Origin of the sequence: Pseudodesulfovibrio sp. 7M6, from assembly GCF_050058625.1 — a bacterium.
GTDB lineage: Bacteria > Desulfobacterota > Desulfovibrionia > Desulfovibrionales > Desulfovibrionaceae > Pseudodesulfovibrio > Pseudodesulfovibrio salinus.
The window spans coordinates 2,407,870-2,424,769 of the sequence record NZ_CP188816.1 but is presented as its reverse complement, the minus strand read 5'-3'; the positions used below and the strand labels follow the sequence as shown (position 1 = coordinate 2,424,769).

Genomic DNA, 16,900 nt, shown 5'->3' with positions numbered 1-16,900 from the left:
AGCATTCCGGCATATTCTGCGCAAGGACTATCCCGGCCGTTTGATGAAGGCGAGCAGACTTTTCATCCGTCCGCGGAGCAATCGAAGCGGTGCGAAGGAGAGTTCTTTGGGCGCTGCATATTCAAAGCCTGTGGTGTTGAAACTTGTCGGCGCTTCAAGAGGGTAGCGAATGACGTGCGGGGCGGAACCTTCCAGTTGCCTGTCGCTGGCTTCGGCCCAGAGCGGCATTGCGTCCGGCCCGAGGCCGAAGATTGAGTAGGCCGCCGTATCCAGCGCCACACCGTTTCGCGCGGCGCCAAGCAGGCCGAGCGGAAAGGCTTCACCCCGGACCGGCCCGTCCTTGTGCAGGACGCGGATGCCGTCCATGAGATGCACGGCCTGAGGCAGAGCGAGGCAGACATCCAGGATTATGGCCCGGAAGCGCTGTGGATCGTGCCCCATGCGGGAGTGGGCCAGCGCCTTGCGGCAGCCGACCACGCAGCCGAAAAGATTCTTGACCGCGCCGGACATGACCATCTGGCCGTGCGCTTTGAGTTTCGGCATGTTCAGCAACATATCCGCTTCCAGGGCATGACGGGACACGCCGATGCCCGTGCCGTCGGACAGTGACAGGCGGACGGGATCGCCGAGGGTGTTTATCTTGATGCCCAGCGGACGGAGTGCGGCTTCCAGGCCGGACGCGCGGGCCACGCGATGGGCCGGTCCGTAGCCGGGAGAGTCCGCCACCGAAACCGTGGCGCCATGATCCAGAAGCCAGACGCAGGCCGCCCGGACGACCTCCGGGTGCGTGGTGCAGTTCGCGGCATTGGTGGCGTGGACAAGGTTTGGTTTGACGAGCACTCGCGTGCCGGGAGTGACGGATATCTCCGCCGCCTCAAGTACTCGCGCCACGCTGCGGTCGAGACCGGGCGCGGCATAGTCTGGGATGAAGGCTAGGGCTACGGGGATGGTCATGGGACATCATAGGATATCAGGCGGCGGGTATACAAGGGTAAGGGTTGCCTTCCAGCCGGGTAAGGGCGACAATGTCCCCATGCATCATCTCATAGAACTCGAAGAGGCGTCGGTCACGCGGGCTGGACTGCGCATGGCCGGACCCCTCTCTTTCATATTGGCCAAGGGAGAACACACCGCCCTGGTGGGAGAAAACGGCGCGGGAAAGACCACGCTGCTCAAGCTGCTGCGCGGCGAAATGCCCCCGGACATCGGTGGCCGCCGTATCTATGATTTCGGCGACGGGCCGCAGGAAACGCCGCTGGGACTTCGGGAACGCATCGGTCTCGTCTCGCCGGACATGCAGGACTTTTATCCGCTGAACGCGCCGCGCGTTCCGGCCCGTTCGGTGATTCTGGGAGGTTTCATAGACGCTCCTCTGTTCTATGGCGAACCCACGCCGGAGCAGGAGAAAGGCGCGGACGAAATCATCGAAACCCTAGGCCTTCAGGATCTGGCCGGACGGTCCATGGGCACGCTTTCCACGGGCCAGTGCCGCAAGGTGCTGGTGGCCCGCGCCCTTGTTTCCAAGCCGGATGTTCTGGTGCTCGACGAGTACATGGACGGTCTGGACCGTGAATCCCGCATCGACGTTTTGGCCCTGCTCGACAGGGCGGCGGAGTTCGCAACGCTGGTCATGGCCGCGCACCGTGTGGATGACCTGCCCTCGGCCATCGGACGGGTAGTGGTTTTGGAAGGCGGACGCATCGTGGCGGACCTGCCGCGCGCGGAAGGCATGGCCCGGCTGACCCGAATTCCTGCCCTGACCTCCGACGCCGCAGGCCGACCGGCCCTGACCGGGCGCACGGCCCGCGCCCTGCCGGAACCGGACCTGCCGCCCCTGGAATTTCTGCTGCGCATCCGCAACGCCTCGGTGGTCATCGACGGCAACCGCATTCTGGACCGGGTCGACTGGGAAGTACTGCCCGGCGAGAACTGGCTGGTCATGGGCCAGAACGGAGCGGGCAAGTCCACGCTGATCCGGCTGGTCCTGAGCGATCTGGCCCCCTATGCCGACGACGAGCACGGCACCGGCACGGTGGAGCGGCTGGGCGGCATGACCATGGATGAGGCCCGTCCGCTCATTGGCGTGGTCTCACCTGCGCTTCAGTCCTCCTACGGCCGGGAGCTGTCCTGGGAAGTGACCGCTCTTGAGACGGTCCTTTCCGGTTGCCGGGGGAGTGTGGGAATGCTGGACGAACCCACGGACGAGGAACTCCTCCTGGCCCGGGAGTGGCTGGACCGGATCGGACTGGCCCATCTGGCAGAACGTCCCCTGCGGTGCATGTCCTACGGGCAGCAGCGGCGGGTCCTCCTTGCGCGCGCCATGGTTTCCGGGCCGCGCCTGCTGTTGCTGGACGAACCTTTTTCCGGCCTGGACCCGGCGTCGCGCGCCGAACTTTCCGGCATGTTGCAACAGCTGGCCGAGGCTGGAACGCCGCTGGTGCTGGTGACGCACAACGTCGAGGACCGCCTTCCGGCCATCAATCGGGTCATGCTCCTTGAGGACGGGCGGCAGCGGTACTGTGGCCCCGGTGACGCTGCCGGAATTCCGGCATTGGATCGATGCGGGGCAAACCATACCGCATCGGCGGGAATTACGGAAAGTTAGAGAGAATTAAAAAAAAGTATAATTGTGCTTGACATTATAGAGAGAGTGGCAAATAGAGGCAATTAGACCAGAGGCACCCGTGGAGGCGCGGTCGGATTGCGGCCAGGTCTGGTTGAAATGGAATAGGTACAACACAAAGAGCAACGTGCGTGTCACGTGGTTGCTCTATTTTTTGAGCAAGATGTACGGGCGTCTGCGATACATTCATATTTTTTAAGGAGCATTGGAACATGTCCAAGAACATTTACGTCGGTAATCTGCCCTGGTCCGCTACTGAAGACGAAGTCCGCGCGGCTTTCGAAGCCTACGGTTCGGTCTCTTCTGTCAAGCTGGTCCAGGACCGTGAAACCGGCCGCCCCCGTGGCTTCGGCTTCGTCGAGATGGAAGACGAAGGCGCCCTGGATGCCATTGAGGCCATGGACGGTAAGGATTTCGGTGGCCGTAATCTGAAGGTCAACGAAGCTCGCCCCCGCGCAGAACGTCCCCGCTGGTAAGCGGCCGACAGGCTTTTAATGTGCGCCCCGCCTCCTTCCGGAGACGGGGCTTTCTTATGCTGTCTCGGTCGGGATGCCACCGGGCCGGGGCCGCCATTGCTAAGGACCGATGATTGGGCTTATGCTTTCAAGCAGTCGGATTTGATTTGGAGGTCGACATGCGGCGTGAAGGCGAAGTGACCTGGTTCAACGATCAGAAGGGCTACGGTTTCATCACCGGTGATGATGGCATGGATGTGTTCGTCCATTACTCCGAGGTTGTCCGGGACGGTTTCCGCACCCTGGAACCGGGGGAGCGCGTGACCTACACCCTCGTTGACGAGGATGTAGGCCCCAAGGCGGCGGATGTGCACATCAAGGGCAACGAGCTGCGCCTGTCGATCCTGTAGTCTGCAATGACGATTTTTCATGAAAAAAGGCCGTCCCCGGTGGGGCGGCCTTATTTTATTCGAATTGAGGATCGACAGGCGTCGGTCCGGATTGGGGAAGCGGACTGCTAGAGGCCGTTGTTTTGCTGGTGGGCGTCCAGGACGTTGTCCACCTTGACGTGTTTCTCTTCCACCTTGCCTGGGCGGATGGTGTAGCGGATGACCTCCCACTCCACGTGGTCGATGAACTCCACGCTGCCGTAGCCGTTTTCGGGCAGCAGTTCGGCCATGAGCTCCATGAAATCCTCGACCATGAGGTACGGTCCCTCGTGGTCCAGCCTGAGCACATCGCCGTTGTAGTCGATCTGTTCAAAGGGGATTGCGTCACGGATCTTTTCGAAAAGTTCCGGCGAGACGCGGTGAAAATCTCCGTATACGCGTACGTCTTCCATGGCGGCTATCTACCCGCGAGCCGCGAGGCGGTCAACAAGGAAGCGGTGCCGCTCCTCGTAGTCGCTGCGAAGCATGGTCCGGTTGGCCGAGACCAGCGCGGCCAGTTGCTCGTCGTCATACTTGGTGTCGAGCTTGTACTTGTTGCCCATGACATGGCCTATCTGGCGTGTGGTCTGCGCCTTGGCCAGGCTGGAGTGCTGAACGTGGCGTATGGCCAGTGTGCCTGTGTAGAGGGCGGGCATACCGCTCAGGGCGCTGCGCAGGTCTCGGTCCAGGTCGTCGAACTGGGACGGGGTGTAGCGCAGGTCGAACGTCCCGGCCTTTTCCACGGCGCGCAGGGCCACCATGTGGCAGCATCCGGAAACCGAGAGGCAGGGCCGGGTGTAGGTGAACAACCCGCTGTCCGGCGCTCCGGCGCAGTTGTCGTAGATCAGCACCCGGTTGGGCAACTGGCCCGGCTTGGTGGGCACGGGCGGTTTGGGGATGAGGTTGTAGTCTGCGGATTGCAGGCCGAAGGGAGAGGTGGCGGCGGTGATCCGACAGCCCACCGCGCCCAGGTCGTCGCGGTCTCCGGCCGCACCCAGCAGGTGGAGCAGCCAGTTCTCGGGCAGGACCACGTCGTCGTCCAGAAAGGCGGCCCAGTTGCGGGAGCGGACAGCCTCCAGCGAGAGCAGCCAGTTACGCGCGGCGGGGGCGCCCACGTTGACCGGCAGGGTCTCCACATGGAAGCGGTCGTGCCCGAAACGATCTCGGGCCGAGGCCAGCACTGCCGGGGTGTGGTCCGTGCTGCCGTTGTCCAACGCGAAGATGCGTGCCTCGCCCAGCTCGCTCGCTTCCAGGCTTTGCAGCGTGTCGGCCAGCAGGTCCGCCTTGTTCCAGGAATAGACCAGCACTGCGGCGTCTGCCGTGGCGTCGGTCCCGGCCGGGACAACCGGACTGAACAGGTCGTGCACCTTGAGGGTCAGGTTGACGTGCCAGGGCAGGAATTTCCACAGCAGGGCCAGCGCGCCCTTGGCCTCGCCTTTTTTGCCCATGCGCAGCAGCAGTTCCGCAGCGGCGTAGGTGCGCCAGAGGCCCCATTCCGCCGGGTTCAGGGCGAGGACCGTCTCCAGGGCTTCCTCCGGCGGCCTGCGGTGAAAGGCCCATTCGGCAGCCAGCCGGTCTCGTAGCGGTCGGGAGGCCTCGTCCCAGGGGAAGATGTTCAGGGCGGCGCGGCCGATCTCCTCCCTGTCGAGAAAGATCAGGTCGTTCCAGCAATGGCCAAGCCAGGAGAGTCCCTTGGTCTGGTCGCGCAGGGTTATGGTGAGAAAGCGCAGGGTCAGGGAATGATCTTCCTGCCGGGCCAGGGCATACCATGTGTCCATGGCCTCGCCGTCACTCTCGCCAAGCGGAGCGGCGCGGAGCAGGGTGGCGAGCATCCTCGGTACGGCGGGCGACAGCCCGAAATTCGGCTGGAGAGTCCGGGCGCACCATACTGCCATATCCGGGGCCAGGGGGTGGGCCTGGAATCCCCACAGGGCCATGCCGGGAATGACGGTGCGGCAAACCGGATTGTCCTCCGCCAGCTGGCTCAGGCCGCGCAGCATGGTGGCGAGGTCGGTGGGCTGGCCCATGCCGAGACACCAGCCGGAAAAGCGGTCGAGAAACAGGGGATGCAGCCCTTGGCAGTCAGGCAGGCGGATGGGGATATCGAGACGACTCATGCCGTCTGGAATATCAGAAAAGCATCGGTCCCGGAAGTGGGGCCGGTTGACTTTGGCCGGACCGGCGCATAGTGGGGAGAACATGCCGCGTACATTCGATTTTCCCTCCCTGCCGTCGGATATGCTCCGTCGCCTGCTACTTGGATTCTCCGGCAGGGATCATCTGCAAAAGATCGCGCTTCGGGCCATGGCGCACGCCATGGGACCGGACGACGTACTGGCCTCCGTGGCCGCTGATGCCCTGCTGGCCGCCTGGGGGGAGAATCCGCTGGACGGCAACGGCCCGGCCCTGCTGGTGCGGAACATGCGACGGCTGCCGCCCCTGCATCCGGCTCTGGTGCCGCTGCTGCAAACCGTGATGCTCTGCTGGAAACCGGAGGTCACGGACGAGGCGGCGCGGGTGTTTGCCGGTGGGCGGGATGGGCAACTCGCGTTCCTGCGGGATCGAACTACCCACGCCCCGGACAATCTGTTCTGGTGGCATCATCTCTATGAATTTTGCCGTATGACCGGCGACTGGTCGCCCCTGGTCCCGCTGGCGACAGGACCGGTTCCCGTGTCGCAACTGGAACCGCTTTTTCGCTACGTCGGGGCCAACGCGCTCCTTGCCGCCGGGAATCCGGCTGGGGCGCTGGCCGCGCTGGAACAGTGCGCGGCCGTGCTGCCGTTGCCCATCGTGCGCGAGCGCGTGGCCACGGCCCTGTGCCGGATGGGTCAGAACGGCCGGGCGCAGGCCGTGCTGCGCGAAGTGTGGCAACAGCGGCCGTGGAATGCAGGCCCCATGTTGCGGCTTTATGATTTGGTGCAGGAAAACGACGCTGCCGCAAAACCGCTTGAGGGGCGGACCGCCGTGCTCGCCTATTCCTGGAACCGCGCGGACGATCTGGGGGCCACGCTCGATTCGCTGTTGGCCTCGGACCTGGACGACGTGATCGTGCGTGTGCTGGACAATGGATCGGACGATGCCACGCCCGAGGTTATCCGCCGCTTCGTCGATCGGTTCGGATCGGAGCGGGCTGCAGCCGTGAGGTTGCCCGTCAATGTGGGCGCGCCCGCCGCGCGCAATTGGCTCATGCACCTGCCCGAGGTTCGGGAGTCCTGCTGGGCCGCCTACATCGACGACGATATTTCCCTGCCCGCCGACTGGCTGCACCGGCTGGGCGAGGCCGTGGCCCGCTATCCCGAAGCCGGGGTCTGGGGCTGCAAGGTGGTGGATGCGCGCGGCCCGGCCAGAATACAGTGCGGCGAGCACAACCTCGCCCCGGAACCGGCCACGCGAGAGCAGATGCTCATGTCCACGATCATGTTGCAGGACGGCGATTTTGGCCAGGCAGACTACATCCGCCCCTGTACTTCGGTCACGGGCTGCGTCCATCTGTTCCGTACCTCGCGGCTGCTGGAGAACGGCGGCTTCGACCTCCGTTTTTCGCCCACCCAGTTCGACGATCTGGAGCGGGACCTGCGCATGGTCCTTGGGGGCGGCTATGCGGTCTATACCGGATTTTTGTCCATCCCGCACAAAAGGGCCTCCGGTGCCGTGAGCGATACCGGCAAGGCGGAGTCGGCCGGGGCCGAAGCCAATGCGCGCAAGCTGCTGGCCAAATACGAGCCCGGGGAATTCGAGGCCATGGCCCGGCATATGGACGGCGTGCTCCTGGCCGACCTGTTGGCGAAAATAGAGGCCTTGGCATAATGATTGTACTTGTTTATAATGAGAAAAAGCTGGTCTTTTGCAGGAGAATATAGCAAATCCTTGTTCCTGACGGGCTTGCGGTGCATAGATAGACGAGTTCAGGAACCTGGCCGCGCGATCGAATTTTTTGAAATCCATTGCAAGGAGATACCATGTCCAACAGCACTTTCACCCTTTACAGCGGCGCCGCACAGGGCGCGGAGAACCAGTTCGGCAAATTGGCCGAATATTACGGACTGGCCGAGGTCAACTATACCTTCGAGGGGCACAAGATCGACCGTACCCGAGGCGTTCGCGTGCTTACCGATGAGGAGCTGACCCGAAAGGATGTCAGCCTGACCTATGTCTCCAAGCTGCTCAACCGCAAGTTCACCAACGCGGAGAAAATGCGCAAGGTGCTCCAGACCATTGTGTATCAGGTGGAGTCCGGCGATCAGGTGTTCGTTATCGGTTCTATTCAGGGGGACGGCACGGTCAAGGGCGGCACCGGATGGGGCGCCGAGTTCGCCAAGATATGCAACAAGGGCTTGTATGTCTTCGACCAGGAGCAGGACAGCTGGTTTACCTGGAAGCACGGCGAGTGGAAAGCCGCTCAAAACCCGGTCATCACCAGCAGCCATTTCACCGGCACCGGCACCCGTTTTCTGGAAGACAACGGCAAGAAGGCCATTGAGGCGCTTTTTGCCCGTTCCTTCAATTAAGCCGGATCGGGATCAAGCTAAATCAGGGCGGTCGGACGTTGTCCGGCCGCCTTTTTTATTGGTTTCAGGGAAAGGAATATCGCCCACAGGCTGCGAGGGGGGTGGCGTCAGATTTTTTCGCGTCTGATGCGGATGTCGAGGCCCTTGGTGCGCAGGTGTTCGGCCAGTTTTTCGGCCCGGTTCAGGGTGGGAACCGTGGTTACCACGAGCTGGGCGGTTTCGGTCTCGTCCAGCACCCAGATGTTTTCGGGCAGGACCAGCCCGGCGGCGCGGACCTGGACCAGCAGCCGTTCGCGGGCCGCTTCCCGCTCGGCAAAGGAGGCATCCTTGACGTCTTCGCCACGCGCCAGCACCCACCAGCCGAGGGGTTTGACCTCGGGGTCGGGATTCTCGCCGAAACTGCGGGCTATCTCGTCCGCCTGTCCCTGGCGGAGGGATGCCGTCATGCGGTGGATGCTTTCTTCCACCTCGCCAATGGTTCTGTTCATACTGAAAATCATAATCTCCCGTATTCACGAAGGCAAGGACGTTATAGAGCTGGTTGCGTGCACAATTTTTGGCGTGTATTCAGAGGCATGGCCTACCTGAACCGTCATAGTCCCATTCGATTCGTCCTCGGCTGCGTGGTCGTGGCCTTCATTCTCTATCTGTTCTCGCAGGTGCCATACGGCGTGCTGCGCGAGGAGCGGGCCCGCGTCTTCGGCGAAGTGCACACCATCGGCGTGGTGGAATCGGTGCGGTCCGAGGCCGTTCCCGGCGGCAAAATGCTGTTTTTCGTGGGCTACAAGTACGCGGATCACGACGGCCTGTTACGTCGGGCCGAGTCTCGCGTCGGCGTTACGCTATGGCGGCGGTTCTCGCCCGGAGACCGGCTCCACGTTTTCTACGCCAGGTCGAAGCCGGGGCTGGCCCGCATCCCCGGTCAGGTGTTTTCGCCTTTTCAGGCATGGCTGCGCCGGGTGCTTGGGTAGGGCCGGATTTCCGCTACGCCGTCTTTTTTTTGGGAAGCAGGAAGGAGAGGAAGAAGCCGACCGAGGCCACTGCTATGATGGACGCGCCGGATGTGATGTTGGTCAGGTAGGAGACCGCCAGCCCGATGACCGTGAACAGGACGCTGAGGAGCGTGGAGACGGTCATCATGCCGCTCAGGGAGCGGGTGTACCGTTCGGCCATGAAGGGCGGTATGGTCAGCAGGGCGATGACCAGGATGAGGCCGACCACACGGATGATCATGACCACGCTGACCCCGACCATGCAGATGAGCAGGAAGTAGAGGAAGGTGACGGGCACGCCACGGCTGCGCGCGAACTCCTCGTCAAAGCTCATGACCAGAAATCCCTTGTAGAATATGGCGACCAGAACCAGGAGCAGGACCGCCTGCCCGGCCATGATGGGCAGATCCCCGCGCGGAACGGCCAGGATGGAGCCGAAGAGGTAGCTCATGAGATCGACGTTGTAGCCCGGTGTGAGGTCCAGCAGGATGATACCGAGCGCCATGCCTGCGGCCCAGAGCACGCCGATGACCGTATCCGCCCGCTCCTTGGCGTGCAGGGTGACCGAGGCCATGATCAGCGCGGCGACCAGGGTGAAGGCCGTGGTTACCGGCAGTACGGGCAGGCCGAGGAAGAAGGCCAGACCGACGCCGCCGTAGGATGCGTGGGCGATACCGCCGGAAATGAAGACGATGCGGTTGACCACCACCAGGGTGCCGATGATGCCGCAGATAATGCTGGTCAGCAGGCCTGCCGCCAGTGCGTTCTGCATGAATTGGTAGTGCAGTATATCCGTCATTCCCCTTCCTCCTGGTCATGATGCAGCAGCACCCGATGGGGCACGTCGCCGTGGGTGATCAGCTCCACCGGACAGCAGGTCTCCCCGTCGCCGCCGTAGCTCATTTTGAACATGTCTCCGGTTATTTCCGGCGCGTCATGGAAATGTAGTTTCCGGTTGACGCAGGCCACGGATTTTACGCCGGAAGCCAGGGAGGAAAGATCGTGGCTGACCATGACGATGGTCATGTCGCGGTTCAGTTCGGTCAGCAGTTGGGTCAGGGCGTTGCGGTTGGCGGAGTCCACGCTGGCAGTGGGCTCGTCCAGCAGGAGCAGCTCCGGCTCGCTGACCAGGGCGCGGGCAATGAAGACCCGCTGTTTCTGGCCGCCGGAAAGTCCTGCCAGCCGCCGGTTGATGCAGTGGGCCATGTTGACGCGCTCCAGCGCGTGCGTGGCTTTTTCGATCTCCTGCTCACTCTTGCCGAAGCGGGCGACTCCGGCCAGTCCCGGCCGGATCATGCCCATGCGGACGGCGTCGAGCACGGTGATGGGAAAGGCGTTTGAAACATGGGTGAACTGGGGCAGGTAGCCGATGCGGCCCCCGGCGTCGCCCGGAGAGGTTCCGAAGACCCGTATGGTTCCGCTGTCGGGCTTGAGCAGGCCGAGGATGATCTTGATAAGGGTGGACTTGCCTCCCCCGTTGGGACCGAGCACGGCCACAAAGTCGCCACGTTTCACGGTGAGCGAAATGTCTGATAATACGGGCGCGCCGCCGAGCTTCAGCGATACGTCCTTAATTTCGATGACGGGTTCAACCATTGATTCTCCTGTCCTTTCCCATGCTGCCACGCGATGCATCGTAGCACAGTCAGACCCTTCATACCAGCGACCAGGCAAAAATCCATGATACTGTTGGAATTGCCAGGGCCGCTATATACAGGGTGCTGTCCGTGCGTTTGCCCGGCAGGCCGATGCGGGTGGTGGTCCATCCGGCGAGGATTCCCAGGATCAGGCCCGATACGAGTCCGAAGAAATGGCCGCCGAGGTCCGTGTCCTTACCCGCACCGAGCATGGCAAGCAAGCCCAAACCCGCCCCGACAGGCAACAGGGCGGAGTGGATGAAGCGCATAAGCCGGGCCGGGAGGCTCCCGCTTCCCAATCCGTGCAGCCCGCCGCCCACTGCAAAAGGGGCGATACCGGCCAACAGGCCCGCAGCGGCAAAGGATGCGGTGGAAAAGCCGATGGCGTCATGGTGCACTCCCTGCGCCAGGGAGTTCAGTTCATTGCCCACGCCGCCGCCCAGTATGGTCAGCATCCAGGCCAGCCCCGCGCCGAGCCTGCGGGAAACAAGCCAGACGAATGTGCCGCCCACAAGCGCGTTGCCCAGTACATGGGCGGCTCCGGCATGGAGGGTGAGGGCTGTGAAGACCCGCCACCACTGGCCGCGCAGGATGGCCGAGGCATCGGCGCTGCCGAGGTCGAGCCAGTGCTCCGGGTAGATGGAAAAGGTCGGATAGACCAGGGTGCAGGTCCAATGGAAGAAAACGAGCAGGATCATGGCCACGATAGTGGGCTCAAGGTCGGCCCGGGACGGCAGTTCCGGTATTTCCCGTTTGGCCGGGGCCGGCGCGTTCTCCTCCTGATAGGCCAGAATCTCACTTGCCGCCCGGTCCTGAAACCAGGGCTGGACCAGGACGGCCCAATTGCCGTCAGGCAGGCTGCGCCGCTGTCGGACCCGATGTGGAATGCGTCGTGCAGTCAGCACCAGGGACCACTGGTCCGCCGTTTGCCGGTCGAGCGTATCCACACCGTTTTTCTGCAACATGGGTGTGATGTCGATCCACACGGGACGCAGGATGTCGTGCAGGATATTGGAACGGGAAACGGATACGGGCATGGCCGCATGGTAGGGGAAAAATGGGTCGGAGCAAACCGGTTTCGGCTTGCGCGCCGTCGGGCATGGTTCTATGAATGGCGAAAATAATAAACGGAGCGTCCATGTCCTTACGCCGATTTCTGTCCTTGCTGGCCCTTGTACTGCTGCTTGCCTCCTCCCCCGCCACAGCCGCCGAGACCGCCCCGGCCGATCTCGATGTCATGATCGGCCAGATGATCATGGCCGGATTCCGGGGATACACCGTGGACGAAAATTCGCCCATCATGCGCGACATTCGCGAGCGGCATCTGGGCGGCGTGGTCCTCTTTGACCGCGACATGACCCTGCCTGAGGGCGAAGGGCGCAACATCAAGGACCCGGCGCAGGTCGCCAAGCTGACCGCAATGCTGCAAAAGGCCTCCTACATCCCACTGCTCATCGGCGTGGACCAGGAAGGCGGCAAGGTGCAGCGGCTGAAGAAAAAATATGGATTCACGGAAACGCCGTCCGCCGCCGAATTGGGAAAATCTTCTGCCAAGGCGGTGTATGAGGCGGGGCAGGCCGTGGGCGAGACCCTGGCACTGGCCGGGTTCAATTTGGATTTCGCACCCCTGGCGGACGTGAATGTCAATCCTGACTGCCCGGTCATCGGCAAGCTGGACCGCAGCTTCTCCGCCGACCCGGAGCAGGTGGCCAAGTGTGACGAGATGTTTTTGGAAGGACTGGCCAGCCGGGATGTTATCGGTTGTCTGAAACATTTCCCCGGCCACGGCAGCGCGGGGGACGACAGCCATCAGGGCTTGACCGACGTGACCTCAACCTGGTCCGAAAAGGAACTGATTCCCTACAAGCGGCTCATCGGCAAGGACCCGGTCAAGATGATCATGACCGCGCACATCTTCAACGCGAACCTCGACTCCGAGTATCCGGCCACGCTTTCCAAGGCGGTGATAACCGACCTGTTGCGCAAGAAGCTCTGCTTTGACGGGGTGGTCATCACCGATGACCTGAACATGCGCGCCATTACGGAGTTCTATGGTCTGGACGAGGCCGTCCGCCGGGCCATTGATGCCGGAGCCGATATCCTCCTCTTTGGGAATAATATCAGCTACGACCCTGAGATCGTTCAGAATGTGGTGGAAATCATCCGCAATCTGGTGGAGCGGGGAACCATTACCGAGGAACGCATCCGCCAGTCCTATGACCGGATCATCCGGCTCAAACGGATGCTGAACATTCCGGGAGGATGCCCGCTTTGCCGCAGCGGCGCATCCCAGGGTTCCGGCGCGGAGTCCTGATTCCGGCCTACCAGAGGAAGAAGCCGCCCTCGGACGTGGAGAAATGCATGGAGTTGAGGAACCCCTCAACGAAAAAGTCCATTTCATCACCGTCCACTTCCACCCGGGAGACCCTGGCGAGGAAGGAGAGATAGGTAAATTCCTGCTCGCCGGTTGCGCCGCCGCAGGCTTTCTCGGTGCTTGTCAGGGGGCCGAATTTCAGTTCGTCCCCCTCAAGGGTATATGTGCCGGTAAATGTGTTGCAGCCGCCGCTGCCGCTCACGGTGCCGTCTGCCTTGAGCTCAATGGTAAGCGGCTGGTCACCCAATACGTCCCGCTCGAAAATCGATTTGCAAAACCATTTTTTCCCCACGATTCCGTTTTTCACCGCATCCGGATTGACCTCGACCGGGGCCTTGGAGCCGCAACCGGCGGCCAGGGAAAGCAGCAGAATGAAGATGGACAGGCAAAACAGGGTGCGGAAACGGGACATGGGAACTCCTTTGCTTGATTACTGCCCGGTTAGGTAGCAGGCGGCGTGCCTTTCTGGCAAGGGGCAAAGGCGACTGCGCGGCTGGGAAACGCCGCTACGCTGCGCCCATCCCTGTCAGAGGTAGTTCCATAGGAATAAAACGGATGCCTTGCTCCTCCCGTTCGTCACCGGTAGGGGTGAACCCCAAGCGTTTGTATCCGTTCAGGGCGTTGGGAGAGGCGTTGACCGTCAGTACCGACGGGCGGGGATCATGCCGCAAACATCGCCCGGCGGCCTGACGCAACAGCTCGCGGCCAATTCCGCGCTGCTGTTGCTCTGGGGCGACAAAGAACAGGGCAACGTGGTGTCCGTCCGTTATTTCAACGACGCCCACCATGGTGTCTTCCACAAATGCCGCCATCGCAAAGTAATCCCCTGGCCTCCGCGAGAAGGCGAAGAGCGTGATATATTCGTGAAACGTCGTCCGTCCTGTTTCGGTAAAGTTCGGAGCCACGTTTGCGTCAAAGACCCTGCGGACCAGGGCTACGGCCTCCTGCTCCTGTTCGTTGGTGAGCCATTCATAACGGACGGCGGGATTCACCGGGCGTCTCTTTTGTTTGGATTGGTGGTAGCACCTGATATCAACCCGGCGGCCAGTTCGGGCAGGATTTCTCCGGCCGGGCCGTGCAGGGCGAAATCCATGAATCCGGAAACGGGGGTTGGTTCCGGGTTGATCTCCACGGTGACGGCACCGTGATCCTTGGCCAGCTGATGGAAGGACGCGGCGGGCTGGACGAGGCCGGAGGTTCCCACCGCGATGAACACGTCCGCCTTGCTTACCTGATCGATGGCTATGCGTAGCACGCCGGGGATCAGCGGCTCGCCGAACCAGACCACGCCGGGGCGCAGCAGATGGCCGCAGACAGGGCATTCGGGAAGATCCGACAGTTCGCTCCTGTCTTCACGCGCATGGGTGCAGACCGTGCATTTGACCTGCCACAGGCTGCCGTGCATCTCCACCAGCTTCCGGCTGCCCGCCCGGCCGTGCAGGCCGTCCACATTCTGGGTAATCAGAAGAAAATTCGGCAGCACGCGTTCCAGACCGGCCAGGGCCAGATGCGCGGCGTTGGGCTCGCAGCCTGCCACCAGCCTCCGCCGCCAGTTGTAGAATTCCCAGACCAGTTCCGGGTGGGCCTGGAAGGCGTCCGGCCGCGCCAGGTCTTCGGGGCGGTGATTCTTCCACAGGCCGTCGCGGCCGCGGAAGGTCGGCACCCCGCTCTCGGCCGAGACTCCGGCTCCGGTAAGGATGACCACTTTTTTGCTGCCGTCCAGCAGCGCCTTGACCATTTCAAGATCAGCCCGCATTGGTTGTTTCCATGATTTTCAGTTGATTAACGATCTTGTCAAATGGCCGGGACAACAGCCCCCGGCCTGCCTAGCTTTCTTGCAATTTGGCCGAATAAACGGCATAGTCCGCTACCGTTTTCCGCTGACTCAGAAGTATCATCCGCTTCATTGCCCCACAAGGAGGACATTTTGGCTGAGAAAAAAGTATATTATATTGAAGGTGACGGCATCGGCCCCGAAGTGTGGAAGGCCGGTCGTCCGGTCATGAACGCCGCTGTGGAAAAGGCCTACGGCGGAGCCAACAAGCTCGACTGGGTCGAACTGCTGGCCGGAGAGCGCGGCTATGCCGAAACCGGCGAACACCTGCCCAAGGCGACGCTGGAAGCCCTGGCCGGTGCCGAACTGGCCTTCAAGGGGCCGCTGAACACGCCGGTGGGCGAGGGCTTTCGCAGCCTGAACGTGACCCTGCGCCAGACCTTTGATCTGTACGCCTGTATCCGTCCCATCAAGTATTTCAAGGGGATCGAGTCTCCCGTCAAGCGTCCCGACCTGGTGGACATGTGCGTGTTCCGCGAGAACACCGAGGACGTGTACGCAGGCATAGAGTACCAGTCCGGCACCCCGGAGGCCAAGAAATTAATCGAGTTCCTCGTGGACGAGTTGGGCGCCAAGATCAGCGATACGGCCAGCGTGGGCATCAAGCCCATTACCCCGGCCGGTTCCAAGCGACTGGTGCGCAAGGCCCTGGATTTCGCCATCGAGCAGGGCAAGCCCTCCGTGACCCTGATCCACAAGGGCAACATCATGAAGACCACCGAGGGCGGTTTCCGCGCCTGGGGTTATGAGCTTGCCGAAGAGGAGTACAAGGGCCGCGTGGTGCGCGAGGGCGAGGCTGGCGAAGGCGTCATCCTCAAGGACCGCATTGCGGACGCCATGTTCCAGAACGCGCTCATGTATCCGGAGCAGTATTCGGTGCTGGCTACCACCAACCTGAACGGCGACTACATCTCCGATGCCCTGGCCGCGCAGGTGGGCGGCCTTGGCCTGGCCCCCGGCGTGAACATGGGCGACAAGCTCGCCTTCTTCGAGTCCACCCACGGCACGGCTCCGACCATTGCAGGCAAGGATCTGGCCAACCCTGGTTCCCTGATCCTGTCCGGTGCCATGCTTCTGGATCACATCGGCTGGCACGAGGCCGCGAACCTGATCCATAAGGCCGTGGAAAAAGCGCTGGCCGCCAAGCGGGTTACCGTGGACCTCGCCTCCCAGATTCCCGGCGCCACTCAGGTGGGTTGCCAGGAGTTCGGAGAGATTCTGCAGGCCAACCTGTAGTCTTTCGTTTCCGTTAAAGAGAACGGCCCGCCGGATTTTTTCGGCGGGCCGTTTTTTTGTCGGATGGTATTTTACTGTATTCTGGCGGTACGAGCCATTTCTTACCTCAAAAAAAGCACCGGCCCATCGGGGTTACGCGATGGGCCGGGCTTATTTGCGGCAGGCGGATTGCCGCAAGTGGGTTAGGAGGTTGCTATTTCGGGATGCACTCGGTCTCCAGGTCAACAAAGCGGTCGTCGCTGCGGACCGAGGAGGCGTTGCCGGACTTGCCCTCGAACCAGCCCACCCTGCGGGCGGGCCAAACGTCGAAGTCCGGCACATAGGGTTTGATGTCGATGACGGGGGTGCCGTCCAGGACATCCACATTGTCGAGCATGAGGGTGTCGCCCCTCAGGTCGAGCAGACGCATGACCGAGAGTCCCATGGGATTCGGGCGCTTGGGCGAGCGCGTTGCGAAGATGCCGTGCGGATTTTTGTCCAGAAACGGGGTTACCGTCAGGTCGTAGCCGCAGATCTCGTGAAGGTGGTAGAGGACGATAAGGTAGGAGAAACCTTCGATATCTTTGAGACCTTCGCAAAATTCGGGAAGTACGGTGATGGTGCCGTGCACCCCGGATGCACCCGGCGGCTGGATCGGCATTCCCCGGACGTCGGTATGGGGGGTGCTGAAGTAGCCGATGGGCGTATAGGTGATGTTCATTGAGGCCTCCGGGCCGGTTATGCGTTATGTGAGCATGTAAGCACACAACGTGCCAATACTGAAATCATTCCTATTCCCGGCTGTTAGCTCAGTCTTAGTGGGAAATACCG

General features: G+C 62.0%; 19 protein-coding genes. 8 read left to right on the top strand and 11 right to left on the bottom strand.

Annotated features, from left to right (window positions below; all coding sequences use genetic code 11):
• Positions 1-27: 27 nt before the first annotated feature.
• Entirely contained in the window at positions 28-954 is a 927-nt protein-coding gene (locus ACI0FG_RS11590; RefSeq protein ID WP_419785158.1) for a DUF362 domain-containing protein, read from the bottom strand.
• Between ACI0FG_RS11590 and ACI0FG_RS11585 the strand changes: the two genes are divergently transcribed.
• From ACI0FG_RS11585 to ACI0FG_RS11575, 3 genes are all read left to right on the top strand, one after another.
• Positions 953-2,605: an ABC transporter ATP-binding protein gene (locus ACI0FG_RS11585; RefSeq protein ID WP_419785157.1), complete on the top strand. Its 1,653-nt coding sequence runs from the start codon at positions 953-955 to the stop codon at positions 2,603-2,605. The genes ACI0FG_RS11590 and ACI0FG_RS11585 overlap by 2 nt on opposite strands.
• Positions 2,606-2,835: 230 nt before the next feature.
• Positions 2,836-3,099, top strand: a complete 264-nt coding sequence (locus tag ACI0FG_RS11580; protein ID WP_419785156.1) for an RNA recognition motif domain-containing protein — start codon at positions 2,836-2,838, stop codon at positions 3,097-3,099.
• A gap of 158 nt (positions 3,100-3,257) precedes the next feature.
• Positions 3,258-3,488, top strand: coding sequence for a cold-shock protein (locus tag ACI0FG_RS11575; protein WP_419785155.1), 231 nt, complete (start codon positions 3,258-3,260; stop codon positions 3,486-3,488).
• A gap of 107 nt (positions 3,489-3,595) precedes the next feature.
• Here ACI0FG_RS11575 and ACI0FG_RS11570 read toward each other — a convergent pair whose 3' ends face one another.
• Complete coding sequence (locus ACI0FG_RS11570; RefSeq protein ID WP_419785154.1) at positions 3,596-3,919, bottom strand: hypothetical protein; 324 nt, start codon at positions 3,917-3,919, stop codon at positions 3,596-3,598.
• 9 nt (positions 3,920-3,928) lie between these two features.
• Positions 3,929-5,623 carry a glycosyltransferase family 2 protein gene (locus tag ACI0FG_RS11565; protein WP_419785153.1) on the bottom strand — a complete coding sequence of 565 codons (1,695 nt, stop codon included), beginning with the start codon at positions 5,621-5,623 and terminating at the stop codon, positions 3,929-3,931.
• Positions 5,624-5,705: 82 nt separating this feature from the next.
• On the opposite strand from ACI0FG_RS11565, the gene ACI0FG_RS11560 reads away from it, so the two are divergent.
• Together ACI0FG_RS11560 and ACI0FG_RS11555 are read left to right on the top strand one after the other, a co-directional pair.
• Entirely contained in the window at positions 5,706-7,316 is a 1,611-nt protein-coding gene (locus ACI0FG_RS11560; RefSeq protein ID WP_419785152.1) for a glycosyltransferase, read from the top strand.
• A gap of 152 nt (positions 7,317-7,468) precedes the next feature.
• Entirely contained in the window at positions 7,469-8,017 is a 549-nt protein-coding gene (locus ACI0FG_RS11555; protein WP_419785151.1) for a hypothetical protein, read from the top strand.
• Positions 8,018-8,124: 107 nt separating this feature from the next.
• Here ACI0FG_RS11555 and ACI0FG_RS11550 read toward each other — a convergent pair whose 3' ends face one another.
• Positions 8,125-8,505: a hypothetical protein gene (locus ACI0FG_RS11550; RefSeq protein WP_419785150.1), complete on the bottom strand. Its 381-nt coding sequence runs from the start codon at positions 8,503-8,505 to the stop codon at positions 8,125-8,127.
• 87 nt (positions 8,506-8,592) lie between these two features.
• Here ACI0FG_RS11550 and ACI0FG_RS11545 point away from each other — a divergent pair, with 87 nt between their 5' ends.
• Positions 8,593-8,988: a hypothetical protein gene (locus ACI0FG_RS11545; RefSeq protein ID WP_419785149.1), complete on the top strand. Its 396-nt coding sequence runs from the start codon at positions 8,593-8,595 to the stop codon at positions 8,986-8,988.
• A 13-nt stretch (positions 8,989-9,001) separates the two neighbouring features.
• Here the strand turns inward: ACI0FG_RS11545 and ACI0FG_RS11540 are convergent, their stop codons facing one another.
• The 3 genes from ACI0FG_RS11540 to ACI0FG_RS11530 are packed head-to-tail and all read right to left on the bottom strand — an operon-like array spanning position 9,002 to position 11,683.
• The gene (locus ACI0FG_RS11540; RefSeq protein WP_419785148.1) at positions 9,002-9,808 is read right to left on the bottom strand and encodes a metal ABC transporter permease; all 807 of its coding nucleotides are present in this window, start codon (positions 9,806-9,808) and stop codon (positions 9,002-9,004) included.
• Positions 9,805-10,605, bottom strand: a complete 801-nt coding sequence (locus tag ACI0FG_RS11535) for a metal ABC transporter ATP-binding protein (protein WP_419785147.1) — start codon at positions 10,603-10,605, stop codon at positions 9,805-9,807. The genes ACI0FG_RS11540 and ACI0FG_RS11535 overlap by 4 nt, the downstream gene beginning before the upstream one ends.
• Before the next feature lie 58 nt (positions 10,606-10,663).
• A complete protein-coding gene (locus ACI0FG_RS11530) occupies positions 10,664-11,683 on the bottom strand; it encodes a rhomboid family intramembrane serine protease (RefSeq protein ID WP_419785146.1) in 1,020 nt (339 codons plus the stop codon).
• A 101-nt stretch (positions 11,684-11,784) separates the two neighbouring features.
• Here ACI0FG_RS11530 and ACI0FG_RS11525 point away from each other — a divergent pair, with 101 nt between their 5' ends.
• Positions 11,785-12,960 (top strand): glycoside hydrolase family 3 protein, encoded by a 1,176-nt coding sequence (locus ACI0FG_RS11525; RefSeq protein ID WP_419785145.1) that lies wholly within the window; start codon positions 11,785-11,787, stop codon positions 12,958-12,960.
• Between the two features lie 7 nt (positions 12,961-12,967).
• Here the strand turns inward: ACI0FG_RS11525 and ACI0FG_RS11520 are convergent, their stop codons facing one another.
• From ACI0FG_RS11520 to ACI0FG_RS11510, 3 genes are all read right to left on the bottom strand, one after another.
• Positions 12,968-13,432 carry an META domain-containing protein gene (locus ACI0FG_RS11520; protein ID WP_419785144.1) on the bottom strand — a complete coding sequence of 155 codons (465 nt, stop codon included), beginning with the start codon at positions 13,430-13,432 and terminating at the stop codon, positions 12,968-12,970.
• Positions 13,433-13,526: 94 nt separating this feature from the next.
• A complete protein-coding gene (locus ACI0FG_RS11515) occupies positions 13,527-14,012 on the bottom strand; it encodes a GNAT family N-acetyltransferase (protein WP_419785143.1) in 486 nt (161 codons plus the stop codon).
• On the bottom strand, positions 14,009-14,776 hold the full coding sequence (locus ACI0FG_RS11510) for an SIR2 family NAD-dependent protein deacylase (RefSeq protein WP_419785142.1): 768 nt from the start codon (positions 14,774-14,776) through the stop codon (positions 14,009-14,011). The genes ACI0FG_RS11515 and ACI0FG_RS11510 overlap by 4 nt, the downstream gene beginning before the upstream one ends.
• Positions 14,777-14,947: 171 nt before the next feature.
• Between ACI0FG_RS11510 and icd the strand changes: the two genes are divergently transcribed.
• The gene (icd, locus tag ACI0FG_RS11505) at positions 14,948-16,090 is read left to right on the top strand and encodes an NADP-dependent isocitrate dehydrogenase (RefSeq protein ID WP_419785141.1); all 1,143 of its coding nucleotides are present in this window, start codon (positions 14,948-14,950) and stop codon (positions 16,088-16,090) included.
• Positions 16,091-16,283: 193 nt separating this feature from the next.
• On the opposite strand, the gene tsaA is transcribed toward icd, so the two are convergent.
• The gene (gene tsaA, locus ACI0FG_RS11500) at positions 16,284-16,790 is read right to left on the bottom strand and encodes a tRNA (N6-threonylcarbamoyladenosine(37)-N6)-methyltransferase TrmO (protein ID WP_419785140.1); all 507 of its coding nucleotides are present in this window, start codon (positions 16,788-16,790) and stop codon (positions 16,284-16,286) included.
• Positions 16,791-16,900: the final 110 nt, after the last annotated feature.

What these genes read in the sequence shown, in the direction of transcription:
- ACI0FG_RS11555 (WP_419785151.1), top strand. Translation starts at nt 7,469, where the DNA reads ATGTCCAACAGCACTTTCACCCTTTACAGCGGCGCCGCACAGGGCGCG.
- ACI0FG_RS11540 (WP_419785148.1), bottom strand. Translation starts at nt 9,808, where the DNA reads ATGACGGATATACTGCACTACCAATTCATGCAGAACGCACTGGCGGCA.
- ACI0FG_RS11580 (WP_419785156.1), top strand. Translation starts at nt 2,836, where the DNA reads ATGTCCAAGAACATTTACGTCGGTAATCTGCCCTGGTCCGCTACTGAA.
- ACI0FG_RS11565 (WP_419785153.1), bottom strand. Translation starts at nt 5,623, where the DNA reads ATGAGTCGTCTCGATATCCCCATCCGCCTGCCTGACTGCCAAGGGCTG.
- ACI0FG_RS11520 (WP_419785144.1), bottom strand. Translation starts at nt 13,432, where the DNA reads ATGTCCCGTTTCCGCACCCTGTTTTGCCTGTCCATCTTCATTCTGCTG.
- ACI0FG_RS11560 (WP_419785152.1), top strand. Translation starts at nt 5,706, where the DNA reads ATGCCGCGTACATTCGATTTTCCCTCCCTGCCGTCGGATATGCTCCGT.
- ACI0FG_RS11575 (WP_419785155.1), top strand. Translation starts at nt 3,258, where the DNA reads ATGCGGCGTGAAGGCGAAGTGACCTGGTTCAACGATCAGAAGGGCTAC.
- ACI0FG_RS11550 (WP_419785150.1), bottom strand. Translation starts at nt 8,505, where the DNA reads ATGAACAGAACCATTGGCGAGGTGGAAGAAAGCATCCACCGCATGACG.
- ACI0FG_RS11535 (WP_419785147.1), bottom strand. Translation starts at nt 10,605, where the DNA reads ATGGTTGAACCCGTCATCGAAATTAAGGACGTATCGCTGAAGCTCGGC.
- tsaA (WP_419785140.1), bottom strand. Translation starts at nt 16,790, where the DNA reads ATGAACATCACCTATACGCCCATCGGCTACTTCAGCACCCCCCATACC.
- ACI0FG_RS11570 (WP_419785154.1), bottom strand. Translation starts at nt 3,919, where the DNA reads ATGGAAGACGTACGCGTATACGGAGATTTTCACCGCGTCTCGCCGGAA.
- ACI0FG_RS11590 (WP_419785158.1), bottom strand. Translation starts at nt 954, where the DNA reads ATGACCATCCCCGTAGCCCTAGCCTTCATCCCAGACTATGCCGCGCCC.
- ACI0FG_RS11530 (WP_419785146.1), bottom strand. Translation starts at nt 11,683, where the DNA reads ATGCCCGTATCCGTTTCCCGTTCCAATATCCTGCACGACATCCTGCGT.
- ACI0FG_RS11585 (WP_419785157.1), top strand. Translation starts at nt 953, where the DNA reads ATGGGACATCATAGGATATCAGGCGGCGGGTATACAAGGGTAAGGGTT.
- ACI0FG_RS11545 (WP_419785149.1), top strand. Translation starts at nt 8,593, where the DNA reads ATGGCCTACCTGAACCGTCATAGTCCCATTCGATTCGTCCTCGGCTGC.
- ACI0FG_RS11525 (WP_419785145.1), top strand. Translation starts at nt 11,785, where the DNA reads ATGTCCTTACGCCGATTTCTGTCCTTGCTGGCCCTTGTACTGCTGCTT.
- ACI0FG_RS11510 (WP_419785142.1), bottom strand. Translation starts at nt 14,776, where the DNA reads ATGCGGGCTGATCTTGAAATGGTCAAGGCGCTGCTGGACGGCAGCAAA.